The sequence below is a fragment of the Rhodococcus sp. PML026 genome (genome assembly GCF_000963615.1).
Lineage (GTDB): Bacteria > Actinomycetota > Actinomycetes > Mycobacteriales > Mycobacteriaceae > Rhodococcoides > Rhodococcoides fascians.
Window position 1 is genome coordinate 332,830 of the sequence record NZ_KQ031373.1, and the last position, 21,883, is coordinate 354,712.

Consider the following 21,883-nt stretch of genomic DNA (forward strand, 5'->3'; position numbering starts at 1 on the left):
CGAGAGACCGATCATGACCAGTGTGCTGTCCGCCCCCACCGATACCCCCGACATCGAGTTCGCCTCTCGGGACCGCATTTCCACGCTGCAGCTGGAGCGCCTGCGATGGTCGCTGCAGCACGCGTACGACAACGTTCCGCACTACACGAAAGCATTCGACGACGCCGGGGTGCATCCGACCGATCTGAAAGACCTGTCGGATCTGGCGAAGTTCCCGTTCACCGCCAAGAAGGACCTGCGGGAGAACTACCCGTTCGGCATGTTCGCGGTGCCGCAGGACAAGGTCTCACGCATCCATGCATCCTCGGGCACCACCGGCCGTCCCACCGTCGTCGGATACACCGCGAACGACATCAGCAACTGGGCCGACCTCATCGCGCGCAGCCTCCGCGCCGGTGGCGTCAAGCCCTCGGACAAGGTGCACGTGGCCTACGGCTACGGTCTCTTCACGGGCGGACTCGGCGCGCACTACGGCGCAGAACGACTGGGCTGCACCGTGATTCCGATGTCCGGAGGCATGACCGATCGTCAGATCCAGCTCATCGAGGACTTCGAGCCCGACGCCATCATGGTCACGCCGTCGTACATGCTCACGATCGTCGACGCGATGGTCAAGAAGGGCATCGATCCGGCGAAGACCTCGCTGAAGACGGGCGTCTTCGGCGCGGAGCCCTGGACCGAGGAGATGCGCAAGGAGATCGAGAAGACTCTCGACATGGACGCCGTCGACATCTACGGCCTGTCCGAGGTCATGGGACCGGGCGTCGCGATGGAATGCGTCGAAACCAAGGACGGACTCCACATCTGGGAGGATCATTTCTACCCGGAGGTCATCGACCCGGTGACCGGCGAGGTTCTGCCCGACGGCGAGGAGGGTGAATTGGTGTTCACGTCCTTGTCCAAGGAAGCGATGCCGATCATCCGCTACCGCACCCGCGATCTGACGCGACTGTTGCCGGGCACGGCTCGCACGATGCGTCGGATGCAGAAGGTCACCGGCCGCACCGACGACATGATCATTCTGCGCGGAGTCAATCTCTTCCCGACGCAGATCGAGGAGCTGATCCTGACGGTTCCCGTTCTGGCACCGCAGTTCCAGTGCGTGCTCGAGCGTGCCGGACGCATGGACTCACTGACCGTCCTCGTCGAAGCCCGACCCGATGCCGCGCTCGACACTCATGTAACAGCAGCCGCGACGCTGAAGAAGCTGGTCAAGGACCGGATCGGCGTCAGCGTCGCGGTCGACGTCGTCGCACCGGCAGCCCTCGAGCGTTCCATCGGTAAAGCCCGCCGTCTGATCGACAACCGTCCGACCGTATGACATGAGCCCGGTGGCACAGGATTTCGAGCAATGGCGCGAGAACGTCTCGACGGCGTTCGTGCCGCTCGACGCTGTGTCCACCGGGCCGTCGTCGTTCCAGGGCACGCTGGTGTCGTCGACGCTCGGGGCGCTGCAACTGAGCGAGGTGACCGGCCGGGAGGTCGACGTCAGGCGCACACGCGCGACCATCCGGCGGTCCGACCCCGGATTGATCAAGGTGGGTCTGCAACTGACGGGGTGCGGCACGATCGTCCAGAACGAGCGCGAGGCCGTGCTCCATCCTGGCGACTTCGCGGTCTACGACACCAGTGCCCCTTACGATCTGCACTTCGCCGGGGACTTCGAGATGTTCGTGGTGATGTTTCCACGCGACGCGCTCCGCATCGATTCCCGTGACTTGACGACCGTTGCCGCGCGTCGCATCGAGGGCGATCACGGCGTCGGTGCGCTGGTGTCGCCGTTCCTGTTCAATTTGCGTCGCAACGCCGCCGACGGCACATTGCCGACGACACCGATGCTCGAGAACGCCGTCCTCGATTTGCTCTGCGCCGCTCTCGACGACGCTGCTCCCCACGACGCGCCGGGATCCACACTCCTGATCGAGGCGAAGAGTCTCGTCGAATCTCAGTTGTCCGATCCGACTCTGTCCACGGCGACTCTCGCTGCGCATCTGCATATTTCGACGCGCTACTTGCAGAAGCTCTTCGAGCAGGACGGTCGCACGGTGGCCGGCTGGATCAGATCCAGGCGTCTGGAGAGGTGCCACCGCGACCTGCGTGACCCTCGTTTCGCCGCAGACAGTATCGGAACCGTCTGTGCACGTCACGGTTTGATCGATTCCTCGAACTTCTCGAAGCTGTTCAAGGAGACGTACGGCATGTCTCCGCGGGAGTATCGCGCCGGGTGAGAGCGCACGCCGCCCTCACCCGACCACGAACTACTTTCCGAGGATCAGATCCGAGGCCCGCTCACCGACCATGATGGACGGCGCGTTGGTGTTGCCCGACGGCACCGTGGGCATGATCGACGCGTCTGCCACCCGCAATCCATCGACCCCGCGGACCCGAAGGTCCGCTCCGACAACGGCATCGGAGTCCGACTCGGCTCCCATCTTGCAGGTGCCGACCTGGTGGTGGTACGTACCGGCAGTCTGTCGGACATACGCCCGCAGGTCGTCACGGGTGCGGGCGCTCGGTCCCGGAACCACCTCCGCCTTACGCCACGGCGCGAAGGCATCGGAGGCACCGATCTCCCGGCAGATCTCCACCGCGTCGACCATCGCCTCGAGGTCGTACGGATCGGCCAGGATGTTCGGATCCGCCAGCGGCAGTTCATTAGGATCCGAGGACGCCAATCGCAGCGTGCCACGCGAGCGCGGAGCCACGATTCCCGGTGCGATCGTGTAACCGTTCTCCGGCACCGGGTATCCGTCGGCGGGGTAGGGAATGTGCATGAACAGGGGCTGCAGATCGGGTGCGGCACCGGCCCATCCGGTACTGCGGGCGTACAGCTGCGCTTCGAGCAGGTTGTTCGTACCGGCCGCGAGCGGCTCGAGGGACTCGTAGATGTTGCTCAGCAGCAGGTGATCGTGCAGGTTTTCGCCCACACCCGGCAGGTCGACGACGGTGTCGATTCCCAGTTCAGCCAAATGTCTGGACGGCCCGATTCCACTGAGCAGCAAAGTCTTCGGAGAGCCGAGTGCTCCGCCGCACAGGATGACCTCGTGATCGGCGAACGCTCGCTCCAGCTCGCCATCTCCGCGGCTGTATTCGATGCCCACCGCTCGGCCGTTCTCGAGCACCACTCGGTGCACGAGAGCACCGGTGGTCAACGTCAGGTCGGGATTGTCGAGCACCGGGCCGACGAAGCTCTTCCAGGCACTCATCCGCTCACCGTCGCGTGTGGTGGTGTGGTTGTAGCCGGCACCGACCATCTCGTCGGCGTTGAAGTCGTCGATGAGCTTGTGCCCGTGCTCGACGGCCGCGTCGACGAAGGCTGCCGCCAGCGGATGCGGGGTACCCATGATGGACACCGGCAGTGGCCCGTCACCGCCGTGGAACTCGTTGGCACCCAGCTCGTGTGACTCCGAACGCTTGAACAGCGGCAGCACGTTCTCCCACGACCATCCGGCGTCACCGCTGGCCGATGCCCACCCGTCGTAATCGCTGGAATGCCCACGTACGTAGATCATTCCGTTGAGGGACGAGCTGCCACCGAGAACGCGTCCACGTGGCCAGAAGATTCGCCGATCGTTGGCGTGCTTCTGCGGGGTGGTGAACAGTCCCCAGTCCTGTGGTCCGCCCAACAGCGTCGGCCAGCCCTGCGGTGAATGGATTGCCGGATCGGTGTCCACGGGACCGGCTTCGATCACGTGGACGGTGTGGCCTGCGTCGAGAAGCCTCCTGGCGATGACGCTTCCTGCTGATCCTGCTCCGACGACGACGTAGTCGGTCGATTTCTTCGGCATGTCAGTCCTTGCTGTTTCGTTGCTGCACGAGGGAGTCGGGCTACAGAACTACGGTGACGACCTTCTCTTCGGTGTTGGCTTCGATACCGGCCCACCCGAGTTCTCGGCCCGTGCCACTGGACTTCATGCCGCCCCAGGGGAGAGCGGGATCGATTGCAGCCCAGCCGTTCACCCACACCGCGCCGGAACGGACCTGCGCGGCCAGTATGTGCGCCCTCGACACGTCGCGGGTCCAGATCGAGGCGGCCAACCCGTACACGGTGTCGTTGGCAATGGAGATCGCCTCGTCGGCCGTATCGAACGAAATCACCGTTCCGACCGGTCCGAAAATCTCCTCCTGGGCGATCTTCATGTCGTTGTCGGCATCGGCGAAGATCGTCGGCTCGACGAAATAGCCGGCACCGTCGGGACGTCCGCCACCGGCCGCGACTCGAGCTCCGCCGTCGCGTCCCGCCTGTATGTACCCCAGCACGCTGTCACGCTGCTTCGCGTTGACGAGGGCACCCATCGTCGTCGACGGATCGAACGGATCGCCCAGCACCTGAGCCGAGGCCGCTGCGGCCAACCCGTCCACCACCTGCGAGTACAGCGAGCGATGCACCAGCACTCGGGTTCCGGCGGCACACACCTGGCCCTGGTTGAAGAACAGTCCCATCGCGGTTCCGTTGATCGCCGCGTCGAGATCCGCATCCTCGAGAATGATCTGTGGGGATTTGCCGCCGAGCTCGAGCGTCGTCCGCTTGAACGTGTCGGCAGCCTTCTTCGCGATGAGCTTGCCGACTCGAGGACTGCCGGTGAAGCTGATCTTGTCGACGTCAGGATGCCCGACCAAGGCGTCACCCGTCACTTCACCCAGTCCTGGAACAACATTGACCACTCCGGCCGGTACGCCTGCCTCGTCGATCAGTCGAGCCAGGTGCAGGATGGACAGCGGCGCGTCCTCCGGCGGCTTGACGACCACGGTGTTTCCGGCTGCCAGCGCAGGAGCGAGCTTCCACGCCGCGATCATCAGCGGGGTGTTCCAGGGAACGATCATGCCGATGACGCCGACGGGTTCGCGAACGGTGTAGGAGTGCGTCGGCTGCCCGAAGTAGCCCGCAGTGGGGATGGAGCTCCCGGTGATCTTGTCGGCCCAGCCCGCGAAGTGCCGGAAAGTGGCTGCAGCATTGGGGATGTCGAGCATCGCGGGCTGACCCACCGGCTTGCCGACGTCGAGAGCTTCGAGCCGAGCGAGCAGGTCACCGTCCCGCTCGATCAGATCGGCCACCCGATTGAGCAGCTGGCCCCGGACTGCTCCGGGGGTAGCACCCCACTCACCACCGAGCTGGGCACGGGCCGCACGCACCGCTGCATCGACGTCCGACGCGGTGGCCGCAGCAATCTCGGCCAGGGGCTGTTCGGTGGTCGGGTTCAAGTCGGTGAAGGTGCCGCCGTCGGATGCACCGTGCCACTGCCCCGCGATGTAGAGCTCGGTGGCGGTGCCGGTCGGCAGCGACGGTGCGGCCGTTTCCTGTACTGCGGTCATGTGTTTTCGCTCCTTCTCGGTGCCGTGTGCAGGCACCTCTCGCATGTCTGCTCCAGACTGCGCCCGGGCGAACGTGCCGGTCTTGTGTGATCGCGCACACATTGTGCGGTAGATGCGCACAGTCGCGAGAAGGCAGCAGACAGCCGAACGGGTTCCGTGCCGGCACCGAAAGGCGCAGTATGAGGTGGTGAACGTGACACCGACGCAATTGCGAGCGCAGTTCGCCCTTCGTCTGTCGGCTCTGTACGGGCGGGAGGTTCCCGCGTACACGACGCTGTTGGACGTCACCGCGTCGATCAATGCCGAGACGATGCGCACCAGCGGTGCCGATGCGGAACGTTTCGGCTCCATCGATCGCGTCACCGCCGAGCGACACGGGGCGATTCGTGTCGGCAATGCACGTGAGATGTCGCAGGTGGCACTGATATTCGGTGCCATGGGCATGTATCCGGTGGGTTTCTACGATCTGCGTGACACTGCGTCGAGTTCGATTCCGGTGGTGTCGACTGCGTTCCGGCCGATCGATCCGGCCGAGCTGGCGATCAACCCGTTCCGGATCTTCACCTCGATGCTGGTGGCGTCGGATCGACGGTTCTTCGACCCGGATCTCGGCCGTCGCCTGACGGAATTCCTCGACCGCAGAACACTGTTCCCTCCGCTACTGCTCGAGCTGGCAGCCACGTGCGAGAGGGACAACGGCCTCGCAGCGGAGGAGTCCGCTACCTTTCTGGACCTCGCGACGGCGGCGTTCGCGTTGTCGACCGACCCTGTCGACAGAGCGTGGTATCGCGAGCTCGAGGCAGTCTCGGCGGTAGCCGCCGACATCGGTGGTGTCTCCTCCACCCACATCAACCATCTGACACCGAGGGTTCTGGACATCGATCTTCTGCATCGCCGTATGGGAGAGCGCGGGGTGGCAATGATCGACACCATCCAGGGGCCTCCTCGTACGTCCGGTCCTGGATTGTTGTTGCGCCAGACGTCGTTCCGAGCGCTGGACGAGCAGCGGATGTTTCTCGACGAGAACGGCAACGTCGAACCCGGCCATCTACGGGTGCGGTTCGGCGAGGTCGAAGCCAGGGGCGCGGCAGCTACCGCACTCGGACGACGTCGCTACGACGAGTATCTGGATCGACTCGATACCGAGGAACCCGAGGACGCGTCCGCACTGTGGTCGTCGCTGGTGCCGGACGACGAGACACAGTGGATGGCAGAAGACCTCGCCTACTTCACCTTTCGAGTCACTGGGACCAACCCGTCCGCTGCAGACCGGGACGGTGGCCTCGTCGAACTGGTCAGGTCGGGTGTTCTCGCGGCCGACCCGATCGTGTACGAGGACTTCCTGCCCAAGTCGGCGGCGGGCATCTTCAGGTCCAATCTCGAATCCGACGGCACCCGCAATTCCGACAAAGCCGCGGCAGCCTTCGATGCGGAGGCGATGGAAAGCGTTCTGGGACGGACCCTGCACGACCCGTACCGAATCTACGGCCGTCTCCGAGACGAGTCGGTGGCGCGAGTCGAGAAGCACCTCGGCCTGACGAAGCCTCTCGACTGCCCATGGACCCACTGAGCAATCGGCCCGAGATACCGAGTGTCAGCCCGAGATACCGAGGGATCCGGCGAGGGTCGGCCAACTCTTCGGTAGCTGCTCCACCCAGTACGGCCACGAGTGCGTTCCGGTCTCGGTGAAGTCGAACGTTGCAGGAATGTTCAACTGGCCGAGCCGATCCGCGAGTCGGTGTGTGCAGTAGTTGGACCCGACCTCGATGAGGCCACCGACCACCACCCTGTCCCATCCCGCTGCAGTGTCGAAGCTTTCGTGACGTCCGGGAGCGCCGGTTCCCACCGACACGTAGACATCGGTACCGCGCAGACTTTCGGCATTGGCCACCGAATCATGTTCGGCCCACGCAGGATCGAAGGGTCCGCCCCACATGTTGTCGGCATTGCCGCCGAATGCTCCGACGATGGCTCGAATACTGGCCTGGCCCAACGGTTCGGCGGACGCGAAGCAGCCGCTGTACGACGCCACGCCGGAGTACACGTCCGGATTACGTGCGGCGAGCATCATCGCCGATTGTGCGCCCATCGACAGGCCGGCGATCGCGTTGCGGCCGTTGCCGTCCACGGCCGCGTCGATCAGCGGAGGCAGTTCCTCGGTGAGAAACGTTTCCCACTGGTAGCGGCCGAGTTTCGGGTCGTCGCGCTGCCAGTCGGTGTAGAAGCTTCCTGGCCCGGCCAACGGCAGGACGACGTTGACGTTCTTGTCGGCGAAGAACTCCGCTGCCTGCCCCTTGCGCAACCACATGCTGTTGTGCGGATCCTCTTCGCCGATGCCGCTGAGCATGTACAGCGTCGGACGCGGTCCGCTTTTCGCCGCGGGTGTGAGCACCTGCACTTCGACGACGGCTCCCATGGCGGGTGAGTCGACCTTCAGCGTGCGCAGCGTGTCGGATGTCAGGACGGTGTCGACGATGCGGGCGGAGGGGGCAGCCGGCTCGGCGGATGCGATACCTCCCGAGGCGATCGACAGGGACAACGCTGCGACGAAGACAGTGGTGGAGATGCGTCGGCGACGCATGGCGATCCTCTCGGGATTATCACGGTAAGGGTGAATCGAGGTGCAGCATTGCACAATTGCGCGCCCGGTAACACGTTGTGGGCAAACTTTCACCACTGCCGCAGACTCGATACCCGATCGAGGTGGCGAACCTGTACCTCCGCCCTTTTTCGTCCCTTGAGTCGTACACGAACAATTCGTGCACTAATCAATTCTGATACTCTGGCCATCGTGACCACCACCGAGGATCCACTCGCGCTCGATCGCCAGGTCTGCTTCGCCCTGGCCGTCACCAACCGGGCTGTGCTGTCGGTGTATCGGCCGTTGCTCGAACCGATGGGCCTGACCCATCCGCAGTATCTGGTGATGTTGGCCTTGTGGGGCGAGTCGCCGATGTCGGTCAAAGCGATCGGCTCAGCGCTGCAACTCGACTCGCCCACCCTGTCCCCGCTGCTGAAGCGTCTGGAATCGATGGGCCTGCTCACTCGCACACGCAGCACGGAAGACGAGCGCATTCTGCTCGTATCCCTCACCCCCGCCGGAGCCGCTCTCCGCGCCGAGGCCGAAAAGATTCCATCCGCGGTCGTGGCGAGACTCGGTGCGTCACTCGACGAACTGGAGCAGTTGCGCCGCGTCCTCACTCGCGTCAACGACGCGGCGATCGCAGCAGGAGCACTGACATGAGCGCACGACCCCAGCGCACCCGTCCGAACGCCGGCCAATGGTTGGGCTACGCCGTCCTGGGCCGCAAACTCCCCGACTCCATGCAGGATTGGGTTCGACGCGACCTCGTCGGCCCCGGCGCGACACCGCGTCACATCCTGCGCTCGATGATCCCGTTCCTGCCCATCTTCATCGGGTTCTTCGTGCTCTTTCCCGGCGCGATCTGGTTACGTGCCTCGATGGTCCTGTTGGCCCTGCTGCTCGCGCTGTTCTACACCGCCGCATACATGGACCAGAACCGCGCCCGTCGTCTCGAGATTCACGGACTGCCCGCCGATCTGAAGAGCGAGAAGAAGACGGCGGAACTCGAACGCGAACGCGAGAACTACCGCCGCAACCACTGACCGGCCGGTCAGTGCTCGCGGGCGAGGCCGGCGGTGAAGTCGTCGGCGATCATGACGGCCAGATCCCGCGTCTTGCGGTTGGTGTTCTGTGAGAGTTCGGTCAATTGCGTGAACGCGGCGTCCGCGTCGATGCGGTACACCGACATGAGGATGCCGACGGCTCGGCCGATCGTGCCGCGGGTCTCGAGCGCCGTGCGCAGTGTCGCGGCCTGATTGCCGCTCTCCGCGATCAGCTGCTCGCGCATCCGTGACAGTTCGAGGTGCACGCGAACGCGCGCGACGAGTTCTCGGTCGTGGAACGGCTTGACGATGTAATCGTCGGCACCGCGTCCGAGTCCGTCGAGCACAAAGTCAGTTCCCGCACGAGCGGTCAGCAAGATGACCGGTACTCGTCTCAAGTCGGCGTCGCCGCGGATGTCGTCCACCAGATCCAGACCACTGCGCCCCGGCAGCATGACGTCGGAAAGCACGAGACCCGGCAGCATCGCTCGGGCACGATCGAGAGCGGTCTCGATGTCCCCCGCTGTCGAGACGGACCACCCTTCGTCGGTCAGCAGGCGCGCGAGGTAGTTGCGCATGTCGACGTTGTCCTCGACGAGCAGGACGTCGGCGCGATCGGTCGTCTCGGGAACGGGCTCGATCGAGGGGAAGATCGCCGAGATCGGATCGGCCGGAGCGCCGGGTCGATCGACAGCGGCAGCTTCTGCGGGCAACCGCGGCACCTGCACGGTGAAGGTAGTCCCCCGGCCCACGTCGCTGTCGACGTCGATGCGCCCGTTCAAGGCGGTCAGCAAGTCCGTCACCAGGGCAAGCCCGATTCCGGACCCTTCGATGCTGTGCGCGCCTTCTCGTTCGACGCGGTGGAACCGGTCGAAGATTCGAGGCAGGTCCTCGGCCGGAATTCCCAGTCCGGTATCTGCGACCACGAGCCGAACGGTGTTCTCGTCCGCGACCAGACGAACCGACACCCGTCCGGCCGGGGTGTACTTGACGGCGTTGGCGACGAGGTTGAACACGACCTTCGACCACATTTCGGCGTCGGTCAGGACCACGACGTCCTCGGCCGCATCCACGACGAGCTCGAGCCCCTGCGCCGACGCGACGGCCGAGAACATCGTCGCGCAATCGCGTGTCACCGAGCCGAGGTTCACCGGCTCGGGTCGAGAGACGAGTCGGCCGGCCTCGGCATTGACGATGTCGAGCAGGTCGTCCACCAACCTGCGCAGCCGCATCGACGCGCGATGAACGACGTCGAGTGATTCGCGGTCGTTCGCGTCCAGCACCGAAGCAGCGTTCTCGCGTACCGAATCGAGCGGGCCCGTCAGCAGCGTCAGCGGGGTGCGGAATTCGTGCCCGACGTTCTCGAGCAGCCGAGTCTTCGCAGCATCGGCGTCGGCCAAGGCCGCCACCCGGCTGCGCTCCATCTCGAACGCGTGCGAGGCCGTCAGTGCGGTGGACAGGCGTTCGGCGACGACGACGCAGAACGAGGTGAAGGCATCGTCGATCACCCGATGGCTGCTCACTCCGATCAACAGCGCCCCGACCGGCTGTACCCGACCGGCCATCGTCAACGGCACGACGACGGCCTGCGGAACGTTGCCGTCCACCTGCACGGTCGCGCAGGCGACCGTACCGTCGGCAACTCGAGAGATGTCGGCGCACTCCCACGTCGCAGCCTGGTACCCGGCGTCGCCGCCGGTCACGACACACTCCACCGGGCCGTCCGCATTCAGATCTTCGCGGAGGTAACCAGCGACGAGGGGGAACTCCGACGCTTCGGCCGCGAGCACACCCACTGCCGCACGGCAGATGTCCACGGCACCGTCGGTGTCGTTGCCCGTCAGCGTGCCCAGGCTCAGCAACGCCTGCATGCGGCGTTCGCCGAGGAGCTGCTGGGTGACCTCCGACGTCGCGACGAACACGCCGAGGACCGCGCGCTCGGGACCGTGAATCGGACTGTACGAGAACGTCCAGTACGTCTCTTCGAGGAACCCGTACCGATTCATCATGAACCGTTGGCGAGCACCGTGCACCGCAGTGCCGCCGTCGACGACCTGATGAGCCAATGCGCCGATCTCGTCCCAGATCTCTGCCCAGCAGTCCCTGGCCGGCTGCGCTGCGGCGGCGGGAAACTTGTCACCGAGAAAATCGGTGTACGAGTGGTTGAAGATCTGGACCAGGTGCGGTCCCCACCAGATCAACATCGGGATGGTCGACGGCATGACCGTGCGGATGGCCGCGATCAATTCGTACGGCCATTGCTCCACCGGTCCCAGCTCCGTGGAGCTCCAATCCAGCTCGCGAAACCGAGCCTCGGTGGCATAGTCACCGGGAAACAGCTCGTCGAGCCGGGCCGAACCGGGATCGGGTACTGCGGAATTCATGGCCTCGTCCTTAGTCACATGCGGCCGTAGGTCAAGGACGGGCGCAATCTCCTCGTCGATTCTATCCGAGCGCCAGGTGGGCAAGCGTTTCGCTCACCTGCGCCGGGGGTAATCGGCCGCTCATGCCCACCTCATCCAGTCTCCCGTATCCCCTGGGCGTCTCGCGTCTGTCCGACGACGGAGCCAACCTCGCCGTCTACTCCGAAACAGCCGACTCGGTGTCCGTCGTCGTGATGAACGAAGATGGAACAGAGCGCAGTACAACGCCGTTGGCACTTCGCACCGGTCACGTCTTCCACGATCTGGTGCCCGACGTCACCCCGGGAACGCGATACGGTCTCCGCGTCGACGGCCCGTGGGATCCCGCCTCGGGACTGCGCCACAACCCGGCGAAGCTACTGCTCGACCCGTACGCCACGGCCATCACCGGCCAGGTCGACTGGAACGAATCGGTGTTCTCGCATCTGCATGCAGAGCCGGAGACCCGCAACGACGAGGACTCCGCGCCGCACATGCCGTATTCCGTTGCAGTGCAATCGAACTTCGATTGGACCGGCGACGAGGCACCGCGCACTCCGCTGGACCGAACCGTCGTCTACGAGGTCCACGTGAAGGGCTTCACCGCCACCAATCCCGATGTTCCCGAAGACATTCGAGGAACGTACGCAGGACTGGCTCACCCCGCCGCGATCGCGCACCTGAAGCGTATCGGCGTCACCGCAGTGGAGCTGCTGCCCATCCACCAGTTCGTCCAGGATTCGCACCTGCTCGAAGAGGGCCGCCGAAACTACTGGGGCTACAACTCCATCGGCTTCTTCGCCCCGCACAACGAGTACGCCAGCACCGGCGACACCGGCGGCCAGGTGGACGAATTCAAGGCACTGGTCAAGGCGATGCACGAGGCCGGTATCGAGGTCATCCTCGACGTCGTCTACAACCACACAGCAGAGGGCAACCACCTGGGACCCACGTTGTCGCTCAAAGGAATCGACAACGGCTCGCACTACCGACTCGTCGACGACGACCGCAGCGCGTACTACGACACCACGGGCACCGGCAACAGCCTCAACGTCGGACATCCCGCGGCGCTGGGCCTGATCATGGACTCGCTGCGGTACTGGGTCACGGAGATGCACGTCGACGGATTCCGTTTCGATCTCGCGAGCACCCTGACCCGTCAGGACTCCGGCCTCGACGTCCACAGCGCGTTCCTCGATCTCGTACACCAGGATCCGACGCTCGCGCCGGTCAAACTCATCGCCGAGCCCTGGGACACCCAGGGCTACCAGGTGGGCGGGTTCCCGGCCCGGTGGTCGGAGTGGAACGGTAAGTTCCGCGACGATGTTCGTGACTTCTGGCGCGGCGAGGACGGCGCATTGTCCGCTCTGGCGCAACGTGTCACCGGCAGCCCCGACGTCTACGAGAGCACCCGGCGCCCGACGCTGGCGAGCGTCAACTTCATCACCGCCCACGACGGCTTCACCCTGGCCGACCTCAACTCCTACGACGAGAAGCACAACGAGGAGAACGGCGAGGACAGCCAGGACGGCGAATCCGACAACCGTTCGTGGGGATGTGGCGCCGAGGGCCCGACCGACGACGAGGGCGTCAACGCACTCCGCGCCCGCCAGCAGCGTAATCACCTTGCCACACTGCTCCTTTCGGCCGGCGTCCCGATGATCCTCGGCGGCGACGAACTGGGCCGAACGCAGAACGGCAACAACAACGCGTACTGCCAGGACAACGAGGTCTCCTGGTTCGACTGGAGCACGGTCGATCAGGATCTCGTCGACTTCACCACCCATTTGATCTCGCTGCGCGACGAGCATCCGGCGTTGCGTCCCACCTGGTTCCGGCACGACAGCGACTCCGAGGAGGACGGGGCAGGACCCGATACGGTCGACTTCTACCGCGCCGACGGTCAGAAACTGGTCGACGAGGATTGGTCCGACGGCAACGCACACAGCATTCTCATCCTGATGCGTGCAGGCCAGGGAGACGCGGCGTTCGCCTGGATGGTCAACGCCTCACCTGCGACAGTAGAATTCACGCTGCCGGAGGGCAAGTGGAGTCAGTCGACGTCGAGCGATCCGGATCAGGCGTACGAGGCGGGCGGACCGTCCATTCTGATTCGAGAGCATTCGTTCACGTTGCTGCAGGGCTGATCGGTCCATTGTTCGAGAATCTGTAGCCACTCCTCCGATTCGGAGCGTCCGGCCCACGCGATGTATCCGTCGGGCCGGACGAGGACGGCGGGGCCGCTGCCGGCACGGCGGACGATGTCCGTTCGAGTGCAGTCGCTCTCGCCGACCTGACCCCGACGGACCCGAGCGATCAGGCGGCAGGCAGTACCTTCGTGAACAGCACGGCCCCGGTCGCGTCGCAGAGGTTGACGGTCAGATCGCGCGAGTCCCCGTCGATGAGAACCTCACCGAAATGCTGAAACGCGTCGAGTGGCGACGCGTTCGGCTCCGGTGGCGCGTGCACGAACACTGCTTCCGGGCCGAAGGTGCCGTCCAAATCGTTGGGGCCGAACGCGCCGGCGTTGAGCGGTCCGCTGACGAATTCCCAGAACTCGCGAAATTCCTGGTAGGCCGCGCGCTCCGGCGAATAGTGATGCGCTGCTGTGTAATGCACGTCGGCGGTGAGCCAGACGGTGCCGGTGACGTCGTTCCGGTCGATCGCGGTAAGCACCTGCGCGATGTCGGTCTCACGGCCCAGCGGCGCACCGGGGTCTCCGTTGCCGACGCCTTCCTGCGCGACCTTCCCATCAGGAACGACGAGTCCGAGGGGCAGGTCGTTCGCGATGATCTTCCACGTCGCGGTGGAGCGGGACAGCTCGTCGATCAACCACTGACGCTGCGCCGAGCCGAGGATCTCCCCAGACGCAGCGGTGTTCGCACCGTTCGCATCCTTGTACGTGCGCATGTCGAGGACGAAGACGTCGAGCAGCGGCCCGTAGGCGATCTTGCGGTACACCCGGCCGTCGACGGCTTCTGTGGGCGCGATGGGCAACCACTCGTGAAACGCCTGCAACGCTCTCTGCGACAGCAGGTCCACATCCTTCACCGTGTATTGCTCCAGGTCGAGGATCTCACCGGGGTACCAGTTGTTGACGGTTTCGTGATCGTCCCACTGGACCATCTGGGCGACAGACGAATTGAAGCGGCGATAGTTGTCGTCGGTGAGATTGTAGGCGTACTGGCCGCGGTACTCGTCGAGCGTCTCGGCGACCTTGGACTTGGCCTCGCTCATGGTGTTTCGCCAGATTCGGCCATCGGGAAGTGTCACGCGCTCCTCGAGCGGGCCGTCCGCATAGATCACATCGCCGCTGTGCAGGAACAGATCCGGTTGCCTGTCGGCCATCGCCGAGAAGATGGTCATACCGCCGATGTCGGGGTTGATACCGTAACCCTGGCCTGCGGTGTCGCCACCCCACAACAGGCGGATGTCGGATGGGCCGTCAGGAGCTGTGGAGAACACTCCGGTGATGGGTTCCGACGTCGCGCCGTCCTCGCCCTCGAGCGTGACGCGATAGTGAACCTTCTGTCCCGCAGGCAATCCGGTCAGGCGCAGCACTCCCGTGCCGTCCGACTGCGGGGTCAGCAGTGGCCCGCGCATCGTCGTCACCGAGGAGAACGAGTCCGTCGCGGACGTATCGACGATCATCGTCGCCGGAGTATCGGAACGTGCCCACACCAGCGCTCCGTCGGCACGCACATCACCGCTGGCGACGCCGTGTGTCAGCATCGGCCGGGTGCGAACCAACGCCGGGCTGCACGCCAGCACGGGCGTGGCAGCGGCACCGAGAGCGGCATATCTGAGGAGGGATCGACGGGTGAGCTGCATGTCCTCCACCGTCCAGCATCGACATGAACGGCCCGTAGCGCCCAGGAAGACAGACGATTTCCGCCACAAGCGCGTCGTACCGTGCGACGAGGAACGCGGCCGCAGGATCGGAAAACACAACCACCGATCCCGACCCTGCGGCGCTACCTCACCGAACCGCTGTGAGGGGTCAGCTCACCCCGGCGCGCACGTCCGGTGCCCCGAGCCTGGCCGCATCGGCAGTCTCGTCGTCGGGCTGTTGCTGTGAATCCCGTTCTGCCAGAACACGAAGACGGTAGTGCTCGATCTCCTCGGCCCGGTGCTGATCGTCCCAGCCGAGAATCGGAGCCACCAGCCGAGCCACTTCCTCGGCTGCCGCTTCACCACGATCGGGAACCTCGATGGAGATGCGGGTGCGCCGGGTCAGGATGTCCTCGAGATGCTGCGCGCCTTCGTGACTCGCGGCATAGACGACCTCTGCCTTGAGGTACTCCGGTGCGCTGTCGAGAGGCTTCCCGAGTTCGGGATCGGCGTCGATCAGATCCAGCACCTCACCCATCAGGGTGCCGTACCGACCCAACAGATGCTCGACGCGTGAGACCCGCATGCCGGTGCGCTCGGCCGTCAGATTGCGGGAGTTGTACGCCCCGAGGTAGCCGTCGGCCCCGACGAGTGGGATGTTCTCGGTGACGCACTTGGGCACTGTGCGTTCGAGCCCGTGCACCGCGGCATCCACTGCGTCCTTGGCCATCACGCGGTAGGTGGTGTACTTGCCACCGGCGATGACGGTCAGTCCTCGCACCGGGCTGGACACCGCATGCTCGCGGGAGAGCGTGCTGGTGGAGTCGGACTCTCCGAACAGCAACGGCCGCAGACCTGCGTAGACCCCGACGACATCGGCGCGGTCCAGTGGATCGGCCAGCAGCTTGTTCACGTGCCCCAGGATGTAGTCGATGTCGCTCTGGCTCGCGGCCGGGTGAGCGAGATCGAGCTTCCAGTCGGTATCGGTGGTGCCGATGATCCAATGGCTTCCCCACGGGATGACGAAGAGCAGGCTCTTCTCGGTGCGCGTGATGATGCCCGTGGCGCTGTTGATGCGGTTGCGGGGCACCACCAGGTGCACGCCCTTGGATGCGCGAACCTGGAACTGCCCACGCCCGCCGACCATCTGCTGGACCTCGTCGGTCCAGACACCCGCGGCATTGATGACCTGCTTGGCACGCACCTCGAACGAACGACCCGTTTCCAGATCGCTCGCCACGACACCGACGACCTTGTCGTCCTCCCGAAGGAAGCCCGTGACGCGAGTGCTGTTGGCGCACAACGCCCCATAGGCGGCCGCGGTCCGCGCAATCATCATCGTGTGCCGAGCGTCGTCGACCTGGCCCTCGTAGAACTTCACCGCACCGCGAATCGCCGACCGCTTACCCGAAGGGAAGGATTCGAGCGTCTTCTTCTTACCGAGATGCTTGTGATGACTTGGTACGCCGCGTCCGGCACCCATGACGTCGTACACGCCGATACCGAGCCCCACGTACGGACGGTCGATCACCTTTTCGAGCGGATAGATGAACGGGACCGGCCGAGCGAGGTGCGGGCACAACGTGTTCAGCACGAGCGAGCGCTCTTTGAGGGCCTCGAACACCAGCGAGAAGTTGAACTGTTCGAGGTACCGCAGACCGCCGTGGAACAGCTTGCTCGAGCGACTGGACGTGCCGGCCGCATAGTCGCGTGCTTCGAGCAGTCCGACCTTCAGACCACGCGTCACCGCGTCGAGAGCCGTTCCCGCGCCGACGACGCCGCCGCCGATCACCAGGATGTCCAGCTCTTCGGCTTCCATCCGTGCGATCGCCTCGGCGCGCGCGGTTGGACTCAAAGCCGTTGTGGTGGAACTCATTCTTCATCAACCCAATCGAGAGTACGTGTCACTGCCTTCTTCCAGCCGGCGTACAGCTTTGCCCGCTGGTCTTCGTCCATGGACGGTGTCCATGTCTTGTCCTCGGCCCAGTTCTGGCGAATGTCGTCCTCGCTCGCCCAGTACCCGACGGCAAGGCCTGCCGCGTATGCCGCTCCGAGAGCGGTGGTTTCGGCTACGACGGGCCGCACCACGTCGACGTTCAGGATGTCGGACTGGAACTGCATCAACAGTTCGTTGACGACCATTCCGCCGTCGACCTTGAGCACCTCGAGGTCGACGCCGGAGTCGGCGTTCATGGCCTCGATGACCTCACGCGTCTGGTACGCAGTGGCTTCGAGCACGGCACGGGCCAGGTGGCCCTTGTTGACGAACCGCGTCAATCCCACGATGGCACCGCGCGCATCGGCACGCCAGTGCGGAGCGAACAGACCCGAGAACGCGGGCACGAAATACGCGCCGCCGTTGTCGTCCACCGAACGCGCGTCGGTCTCGATGTCCGCAGCCGAGGAGATCATGCCGAGGTTGTCCCGCAGCCACTGCACGAGCGAACCCGTCACCGCGATCGAGCCTTCGAGCGCGTACACCGTCGGCTGGTCGCCGATCTTGTAGCAGACGGTGGTGAGCAGGCCGTTCTTGCTCATGACCTTCTCGGTGCCGGTGTTGAGCAGCACGAAATTGCCTGTGCCGTAGGTGTTCTTGGCCTCACCGGGAGACAAGCAGGCCTGCCCGAAGGTGGCGGCCTGCTGGTCTCCCAGGATGCCGGAGATCGGCACACCGCGGAACGGTCCGCGTTCACGGCCGGTGCCGTACACCTCGGAACTCGACCTGATCTCGGGCAGCATCGACATCGGAATGCCCATGTCGGCGCAGATGCCCTCGTCCCACTGCAGGGTGTCGAGATCCATCAACAGCGTGCGCGAGGCGTTGGTCGGATCGGTGTAGTGCAATCCGCCGTCGGTTCCGCCGGTCATGTTCCACAGCACCCAGGTGTCCATGTTGCCGAAACACAGCTCTCCCGCTTCGGCTTTGGCCCGTGCACCGTCGACGTTGTCGAGAATCCACTTGATCTTCGGCCCGGAGAAGTAGGTGGCCAACGGCAGACCGGTCTTGGCGGTGTACTTGTTGGCATCGCCGCCGCCGAGTGCGGTCGCGATGCGATCGGTACGGGTGTCCTGCCAGACGATGGCGTTGTAGATCGGCTTGCCCGTCTCGCGGTCCCACACCAGCGCCGTCTCACGCTGGTTGGTGATACCTACTGCGGCGATGTCCTCGCGCGTCAGATCCGCTGCGGCCATGGCACCGGCCGCGACGGCGCGCACGTTATCCCAGATCTCCGACGCGTCGTGCTCGACCCAACCGGCCTGCGGGAAGATCTGCTGGTGTTCCTTCTGATCGACGGCGACGACGGTGCCCGCGTGATCGAAGATCATGCAGCGTGAAGACGTGGTTCCCTGATCGATCGCGGCGACGTACTTTCCTGCGAACTCGGTCATGGCTTCTCTCCTGTGGTCTGGGTGTCTGCTGGGAGTCGTGATGGCGGCTCGGGCGTCGAACCTTCTTGTTTGCGTAGGTTCTTCCCGATCAACAGGTCGTACAGGAACACTCCTATCGGTCCACCTACGAGAGGTCCGACGATCGGCACCCAGAAGTACAGGCCGCCGTATTGATCTCGCCACGCTCCACCGTAGCCCGTGATGTACGACGCCAGGCGAGGTCCGAAATCTCGAGCCGGGTTGATCGCGTAGCCGGCGTTGGTGGCCCAGGCGAATCCGATGGCGACGACGATGAGGCCCACGATCAGGGGAGCCATGTTGGCCATCGGTGCGGTGCCGAGCGAATCGGTCACGGCCACGATGAGGAACAGCAGAATGGCGGTACCGATGATCTGGTCGATCAGCGCCGAGGACACACTCACCGGCAGTGTCCCGTTACCGGGCAGTGTCGAGAAGATGGTCTGGGTGGCGGTGGTGTGCCCGGGGTCGACCGCGTTGATCATGTCGTTGTAGTTCCAGCGCACCAGCAGGGCGGCCACGAAGGCACCTGCGGTCTGCGCGAGAATGTACGGCGCAACCATCTTCCAGCTGAATCCGCGGAAGAGTGCGAACGTAATGGTCACCGCGGGATTGAGGTGCGCGCCGGTGATACGGCCCGCGACATAGATACCGAACATCACGCCCAGCCCCCACGCCCAGGCGATCGAGTCGTGACCGCCGAGGCTGCCGGACTCACCACCCGAGACCACCTGAGCGACGACGCCGACACCGAACAGAATGAGAATCATGGTTCCGGCGAACTCCGCGGCCATGTGCGCCGGTAGCCCCCATTCCGGTTCCTTACGTGCCATCTTTCAGCCTCCACACAGTCAGTGATACACGCCACATTGCGTGCCATTTGCCACGGTAGACGGCCTGCACTGCGTTTCACAGCTGATGCACATATGTGCAATTCGGTCGTACACTGGCGCCGGTGACGGACCCCAGCATCACTCCCGAATCCGACCTGCGGACCGGCCATGCCACCCAGGCGGCGCGGCTCTACTACTTCCAGGACATGACGATGGCGGCCATCGGCCGTGAGCTGGGCGTATCTCGTTCGACAGTCTCACGACTCATCACGTTCGCGCGGGCGTCGGGACTGGTGGAAATCAAGATCTCCACCCCACTCGGTCAGGCACCGCGGATCGAGCGTGCATTCGCCGATCTGTACGACATTCGTGCACACGTGGTGCCGGTCGCGGAGACGGTCGACGAACTGCAGCGTCTCGATCGGGTCGCGACCTTCGCCGGCCGACTACTCACGTCGTTCTTCGAGTCGGACATGGTGATGGGCGTCGCCTGGGGAACCACCGTCAGCGCCGTCAGCCGCAAGCTCGCCCCCAAGCGAACCCACAACTCGAGCGTGGTGCAACTGAACGGGGCAGCCAACATGCGCACCACGGGGGTCTCGTATGCCACCGACATCATCCGGACGTTCGCCGACGCGTACGGGGCTGCGGCACAGGGATTTCCGGTTCCCGCATTCTTCGACTATCCGGAAACGAGACAGCACCTGTGGCGCGAGCGCAGCATCAGGCGCGTGCTCGAACTTCAGGATCGCATGAACCTCGCCGTCTTCAGCATCGGCGTCATGAGTGGAGCCGTTCCGAGTCACGTCTACAGCGCCGGCTATCTCGAACGCGAGGACAGAGCCGAGCTGCAACGTGACGGCGTCGTCGGCGACATCGCCACGGTGTTCCTCCGATCCGACGGCAGCTACAACCGAATTGCGTTGAACGACAGATCGAGTGGGCCGAGCCTCGATCGACTCAAGGCCGTCCCGCGCAGAGTCGCCATCGTGGCGGGAGAGTCCAAACTCGACGCCCTCACCGCCGCACTGCGCGGTGGCCTGATCACCGATCTGGTGATCGACGACATCAGCGCCGCGAAATTGGTGTTGCGCTCGCGCTGACCCATGTGAGTGGAAACTCGACCCCTGCTACGTGTGCTGTCTTGATACATGCGGGACACGGGTGTCTCGATACATGTGAGACACGATTCTAGGCTGCGGGGCGGTGGAGTTGTCCTTGGTAGCGCTTGTCGATGTTCAAGTGCAAATGGCCGAGGACTTCTCCGCTGGCCGTGTAGGTGGTGATGTGGTTGCCGTCGCGCAGGACGGTCACGCGACTGTGAGCGTGGGACCGTCCGACCGAGATCGTGTGGTCGCCGACGGAGATCACGCCGGAGCCGGAGACGGAGTGGGTACCGACTGTGGCGTCGACCTGGGCGGGTAGGTGCTGCGGACCGCCCAAGGTTGCAGCGCCGTTCCATGCCTGCTGCGGGGGCATGTTCACGGCACTGTGGCGGCGGTCGTTGTTGTAGAACGTCTGGTACCGATTGCACGATGTCTGCAACTCGGCGGTCGTGGCGGGCCGGGTGGGTTGGTCGGTGAGCCACTGTTTGAAGGTGCGGTGGTGGCGTTCGACTTTGCCGTTGGTCTGCGGGTGGTACGGGCTCGAGTGAATGAGCCTGGCACCGGACCCGGTGACGAACGCGCCGAACTTCGAGCGGCCCTTCGACGCGGTCGCGCAGAATGCCATTCCGTTGTCGGACAACACGATTGCCGGTACTCCGTAGTCGGTGAACGCTCTGCCGATGGCGGTGATGGCTCCGGCGGTGGTCTCGGCGTGGCAGACGTACGTCGCGACGAGGGTGCGGGTGCAGTCGTCGAGAACCTCGAAGACGGTGGCTTTCCCGCCGCCGGCGAGTACGACTTCGGTGGCGTCGATCTGATAGCAGTCACGGGGTCGGGCGTATTGGAATCGGCGGTAGGACGATTTGGGTCGCTTCTTGGGTTCCGGGGTCACCAGGCCGTGGCGGGTGAGGATGTTGTTGATGGTCGATCGGGCCGGGACCTTCCAGCCTTTGCCGGCCCAATCATGTTCGGCGGCAATCTTGGTCAGCTCGTAGCGGATGTTGTCGGCACCGTTGTCGCGGCCCAATTCGCCGCGGAGCGCGATGATGCGGGCTTCGACAGCGTCGGGGGTGCGTGCCGGGCTCGAGCGGGGCCGGCGGGAGTCGAGTTCCCACCGGCCCCGTTCTCGGATCCGGGCGGCGTGACGGTTGGCGGTACTGCGGGAGAGCCCGTGATCGGCGCAGAAGCCTGACAGGCCTCGTTCGTCGAAGACGTCGGCTCCCTCGATGATCCATGCGGTCAAGGTGGCGTCGAGCAGGTTCATCCGGGCATCCGATCTGGCCATGGATTACTCCATAGCCGGTCACAGTGCCCCGCAGCATCATCACAGCCCGTGTGTCACATGTCCGTGGACATCTCGTGT

17 protein-coding genes are annotated in these 21,883 nt (G+C 64.6%); 7 read left to right on the top strand and 10 right to left on the bottom strand.

Features of this window, described 5'->3' with window-relative positions; genetic code table 11:
- Positions 1-13 precede the first annotated feature (13 nt).
- On the top strand, positions 14-1,321 hold the full coding sequence (gene paaK / locus VF34_RS12200) for a phenylacetate--CoA ligase PaaK (RefSeq protein ID WP_032373521.1): 1,308 nt from the start codon (positions 14-16) through the stop codon (positions 1,319-1,321).
- Position 1,322: 1 nt separating this feature from the next.
- Complete coding sequence (locus VF34_RS12205; RefSeq protein ID WP_032388036.1) at positions 1,323-2,228, top strand: AraC-like ligand-binding domain-containing protein; 906 nt, start codon at positions 1,323-1,325, stop codon at positions 2,226-2,228.
- Positions 2,229-2,258: 30 nt separating this feature from the next.
- On the opposite strand, the gene VF34_RS12210 is transcribed toward VF34_RS12205, so the two are convergent.
- Together VF34_RS12210 and styD are read right to left on the bottom strand one after the other, a co-directional pair.
- Complete coding sequence (locus tag VF34_RS12210; RefSeq protein ID WP_045841475.1) at positions 2,259-3,788, bottom strand: GMC family oxidoreductase; 1,530 nt, start codon at positions 3,786-3,788, stop codon at positions 2,259-2,261.
- Positions 3,789-3,828: 40 nt separating this feature from the next.
- Entirely contained in the window at positions 3,829-5,313 is a 1,485-nt protein-coding gene (gene styD, locus VF34_RS12215; protein ID WP_045841664.1) for a phenylacetaldehyde dehydrogenase StyD, read from the bottom strand.
- Between the two features lie 184 nt (positions 5,314-5,497).
- On the opposite strand from styD, the gene hglS reads away from it, so the two are divergent.
- Positions 5,498-6,883 (top strand): 2-oxoadipate dioxygenase/decarboxylase, encoded by a 1,386-nt coding sequence (gene hglS, locus VF34_RS12220; protein ID WP_442970645.1) that lies wholly within the window; start codon positions 5,498-5,500, stop codon positions 6,881-6,883.
- A gap of 24 nt (positions 6,884-6,907) precedes the next feature.
- Here the strand turns inward: hglS and VF34_RS12225 are convergent, their stop codons facing one another.
- Positions 6,908-7,894: an alpha/beta hydrolase gene (locus tag VF34_RS12225; RefSeq protein WP_027494666.1), complete on the bottom strand. Its 987-nt coding sequence runs from the start codon at positions 7,892-7,894 to the stop codon at positions 6,908-6,910.
- Positions 7,895-8,104: 210 nt separating this feature from the next.
- Here VF34_RS12225 and VF34_RS12230 point away from each other — a divergent pair, with 210 nt between their 5' ends.
- Positions 8,105-8,557: a MarR family winged helix-turn-helix transcriptional regulator gene (locus VF34_RS12230; protein WP_027494667.1), complete on the top strand. Its 453-nt coding sequence runs from the start codon at positions 8,105-8,107 to the stop codon at positions 8,555-8,557.
- Positions 8,554-8,940 (top strand): DUF5313 family protein, encoded by a 387-nt coding sequence (locus tag VF34_RS12235; RefSeq protein WP_032367853.1) that lies wholly within the window; start codon positions 8,554-8,556, stop codon positions 8,938-8,940. Before VF34_RS12230 ends, VF34_RS12235 begins: the two co-directional genes overlap by 4 nt.
- A gap of 8 nt (positions 8,941-8,948) precedes the next feature.
- Here VF34_RS12235 and VF34_RS12240 read toward each other — a convergent pair whose 3' ends face one another.
- Entirely contained in the window at positions 8,949-11,324 is a 2,376-nt protein-coding gene (locus tag VF34_RS12240; RefSeq protein WP_045841476.1) for an ATP-binding protein, read from the bottom strand.
- 122 nt (positions 11,325-11,446) lie between these two features.
- On the opposite strand from VF34_RS12240, the gene glgX reads away from it, so the two are divergent.
- Positions 11,447-13,489: a glycogen debranching protein GlgX gene (gene glgX / locus VF34_RS12245; protein ID WP_045841477.1), complete on the top strand. Its 2,043-nt coding sequence runs from the start codon at positions 11,447-11,449 to the stop codon at positions 13,487-13,489.
- Here glgX and VF34_RS25760 read toward each other — a convergent pair.
- The 5 genes from VF34_RS25760 to VF34_RS12265 all read right to left on the bottom strand — a co-directional run bounded on the left by VF34_RS25760 (position 13,420) and on the right by VF34_RS12265 (position 19,414).
- Entirely contained in the window at positions 13,420-13,710 is a 291-nt protein-coding gene (locus VF34_RS25760) for an aromatic-ring hydroxylase C-terminal domain-containing protein (RefSeq protein WP_331386604.1), read from the bottom strand. The genes glgX and VF34_RS25760 overlap by 70 nt on opposite strands.
- Complete coding sequence (locus VF34_RS12250) at positions 13,659-15,173, bottom strand: alkaline phosphatase D family protein (RefSeq protein WP_045841666.1); 1,515 nt, start codon at positions 15,171-15,173, stop codon at positions 13,659-13,661. The genes VF34_RS25760 and VF34_RS12250 overlap by 52 nt, the downstream gene beginning before the upstream one ends.
- Before the next feature lie 169 nt (positions 15,174-15,342).
- Complete coding sequence (locus VF34_RS12255) at positions 15,343-17,049, bottom strand: glycerol-3-phosphate dehydrogenase/oxidase (protein ID WP_032384182.1); 1,707 nt, start codon at positions 17,047-17,049, stop codon at positions 15,343-15,345.
- The gene (gene glpK / locus VF34_RS12260; RefSeq protein WP_032367858.1) at positions 17,046-18,563 is read right to left on the bottom strand and encodes a glycerol kinase GlpK; all 1,518 of its coding nucleotides are present in this window, start codon (positions 18,561-18,563) and stop codon (positions 17,046-17,048) included. The genes VF34_RS12255 and glpK overlap by 4 nt, the downstream gene beginning before the upstream one ends.
- Positions 18,560-19,414 carry an MIP/aquaporin family protein gene (locus VF34_RS12265; RefSeq protein ID WP_027494674.1) on the bottom strand — a complete coding sequence of 285 codons (855 nt, stop codon included), beginning with the start codon at positions 19,412-19,414 and terminating at the stop codon, positions 18,560-18,562. Before VF34_RS12265 ends, glpK begins: the two co-directional genes overlap by 4 nt.
- A 122-nt stretch (positions 19,415-19,536) precedes the next feature.
- Here VF34_RS12265 and VF34_RS12270 point away from each other — a divergent pair, with 122 nt between their 5' ends.
- A complete protein-coding gene (locus VF34_RS12270) occupies positions 19,537-20,517 on the top strand; it encodes a sugar-binding transcriptional regulator (RefSeq protein ID WP_094623152.1) in 981 nt (326 codons plus the stop codon).
- 88 nt (positions 20,518-20,605) lie between these two features.
- Here the strand turns inward: VF34_RS12270 and VF34_RS12275 are convergent, their stop codons facing one another.
- Positions 20,606-21,805, bottom strand: coding sequence for a DDE-type integrase/transposase/recombinase (locus VF34_RS12275; protein ID WP_231578190.1), 1,200 nt, complete (start codon positions 21,803-21,805; stop codon positions 20,606-20,608).
- Positions 21,806-21,883: the final 78 nt, after the last annotated feature.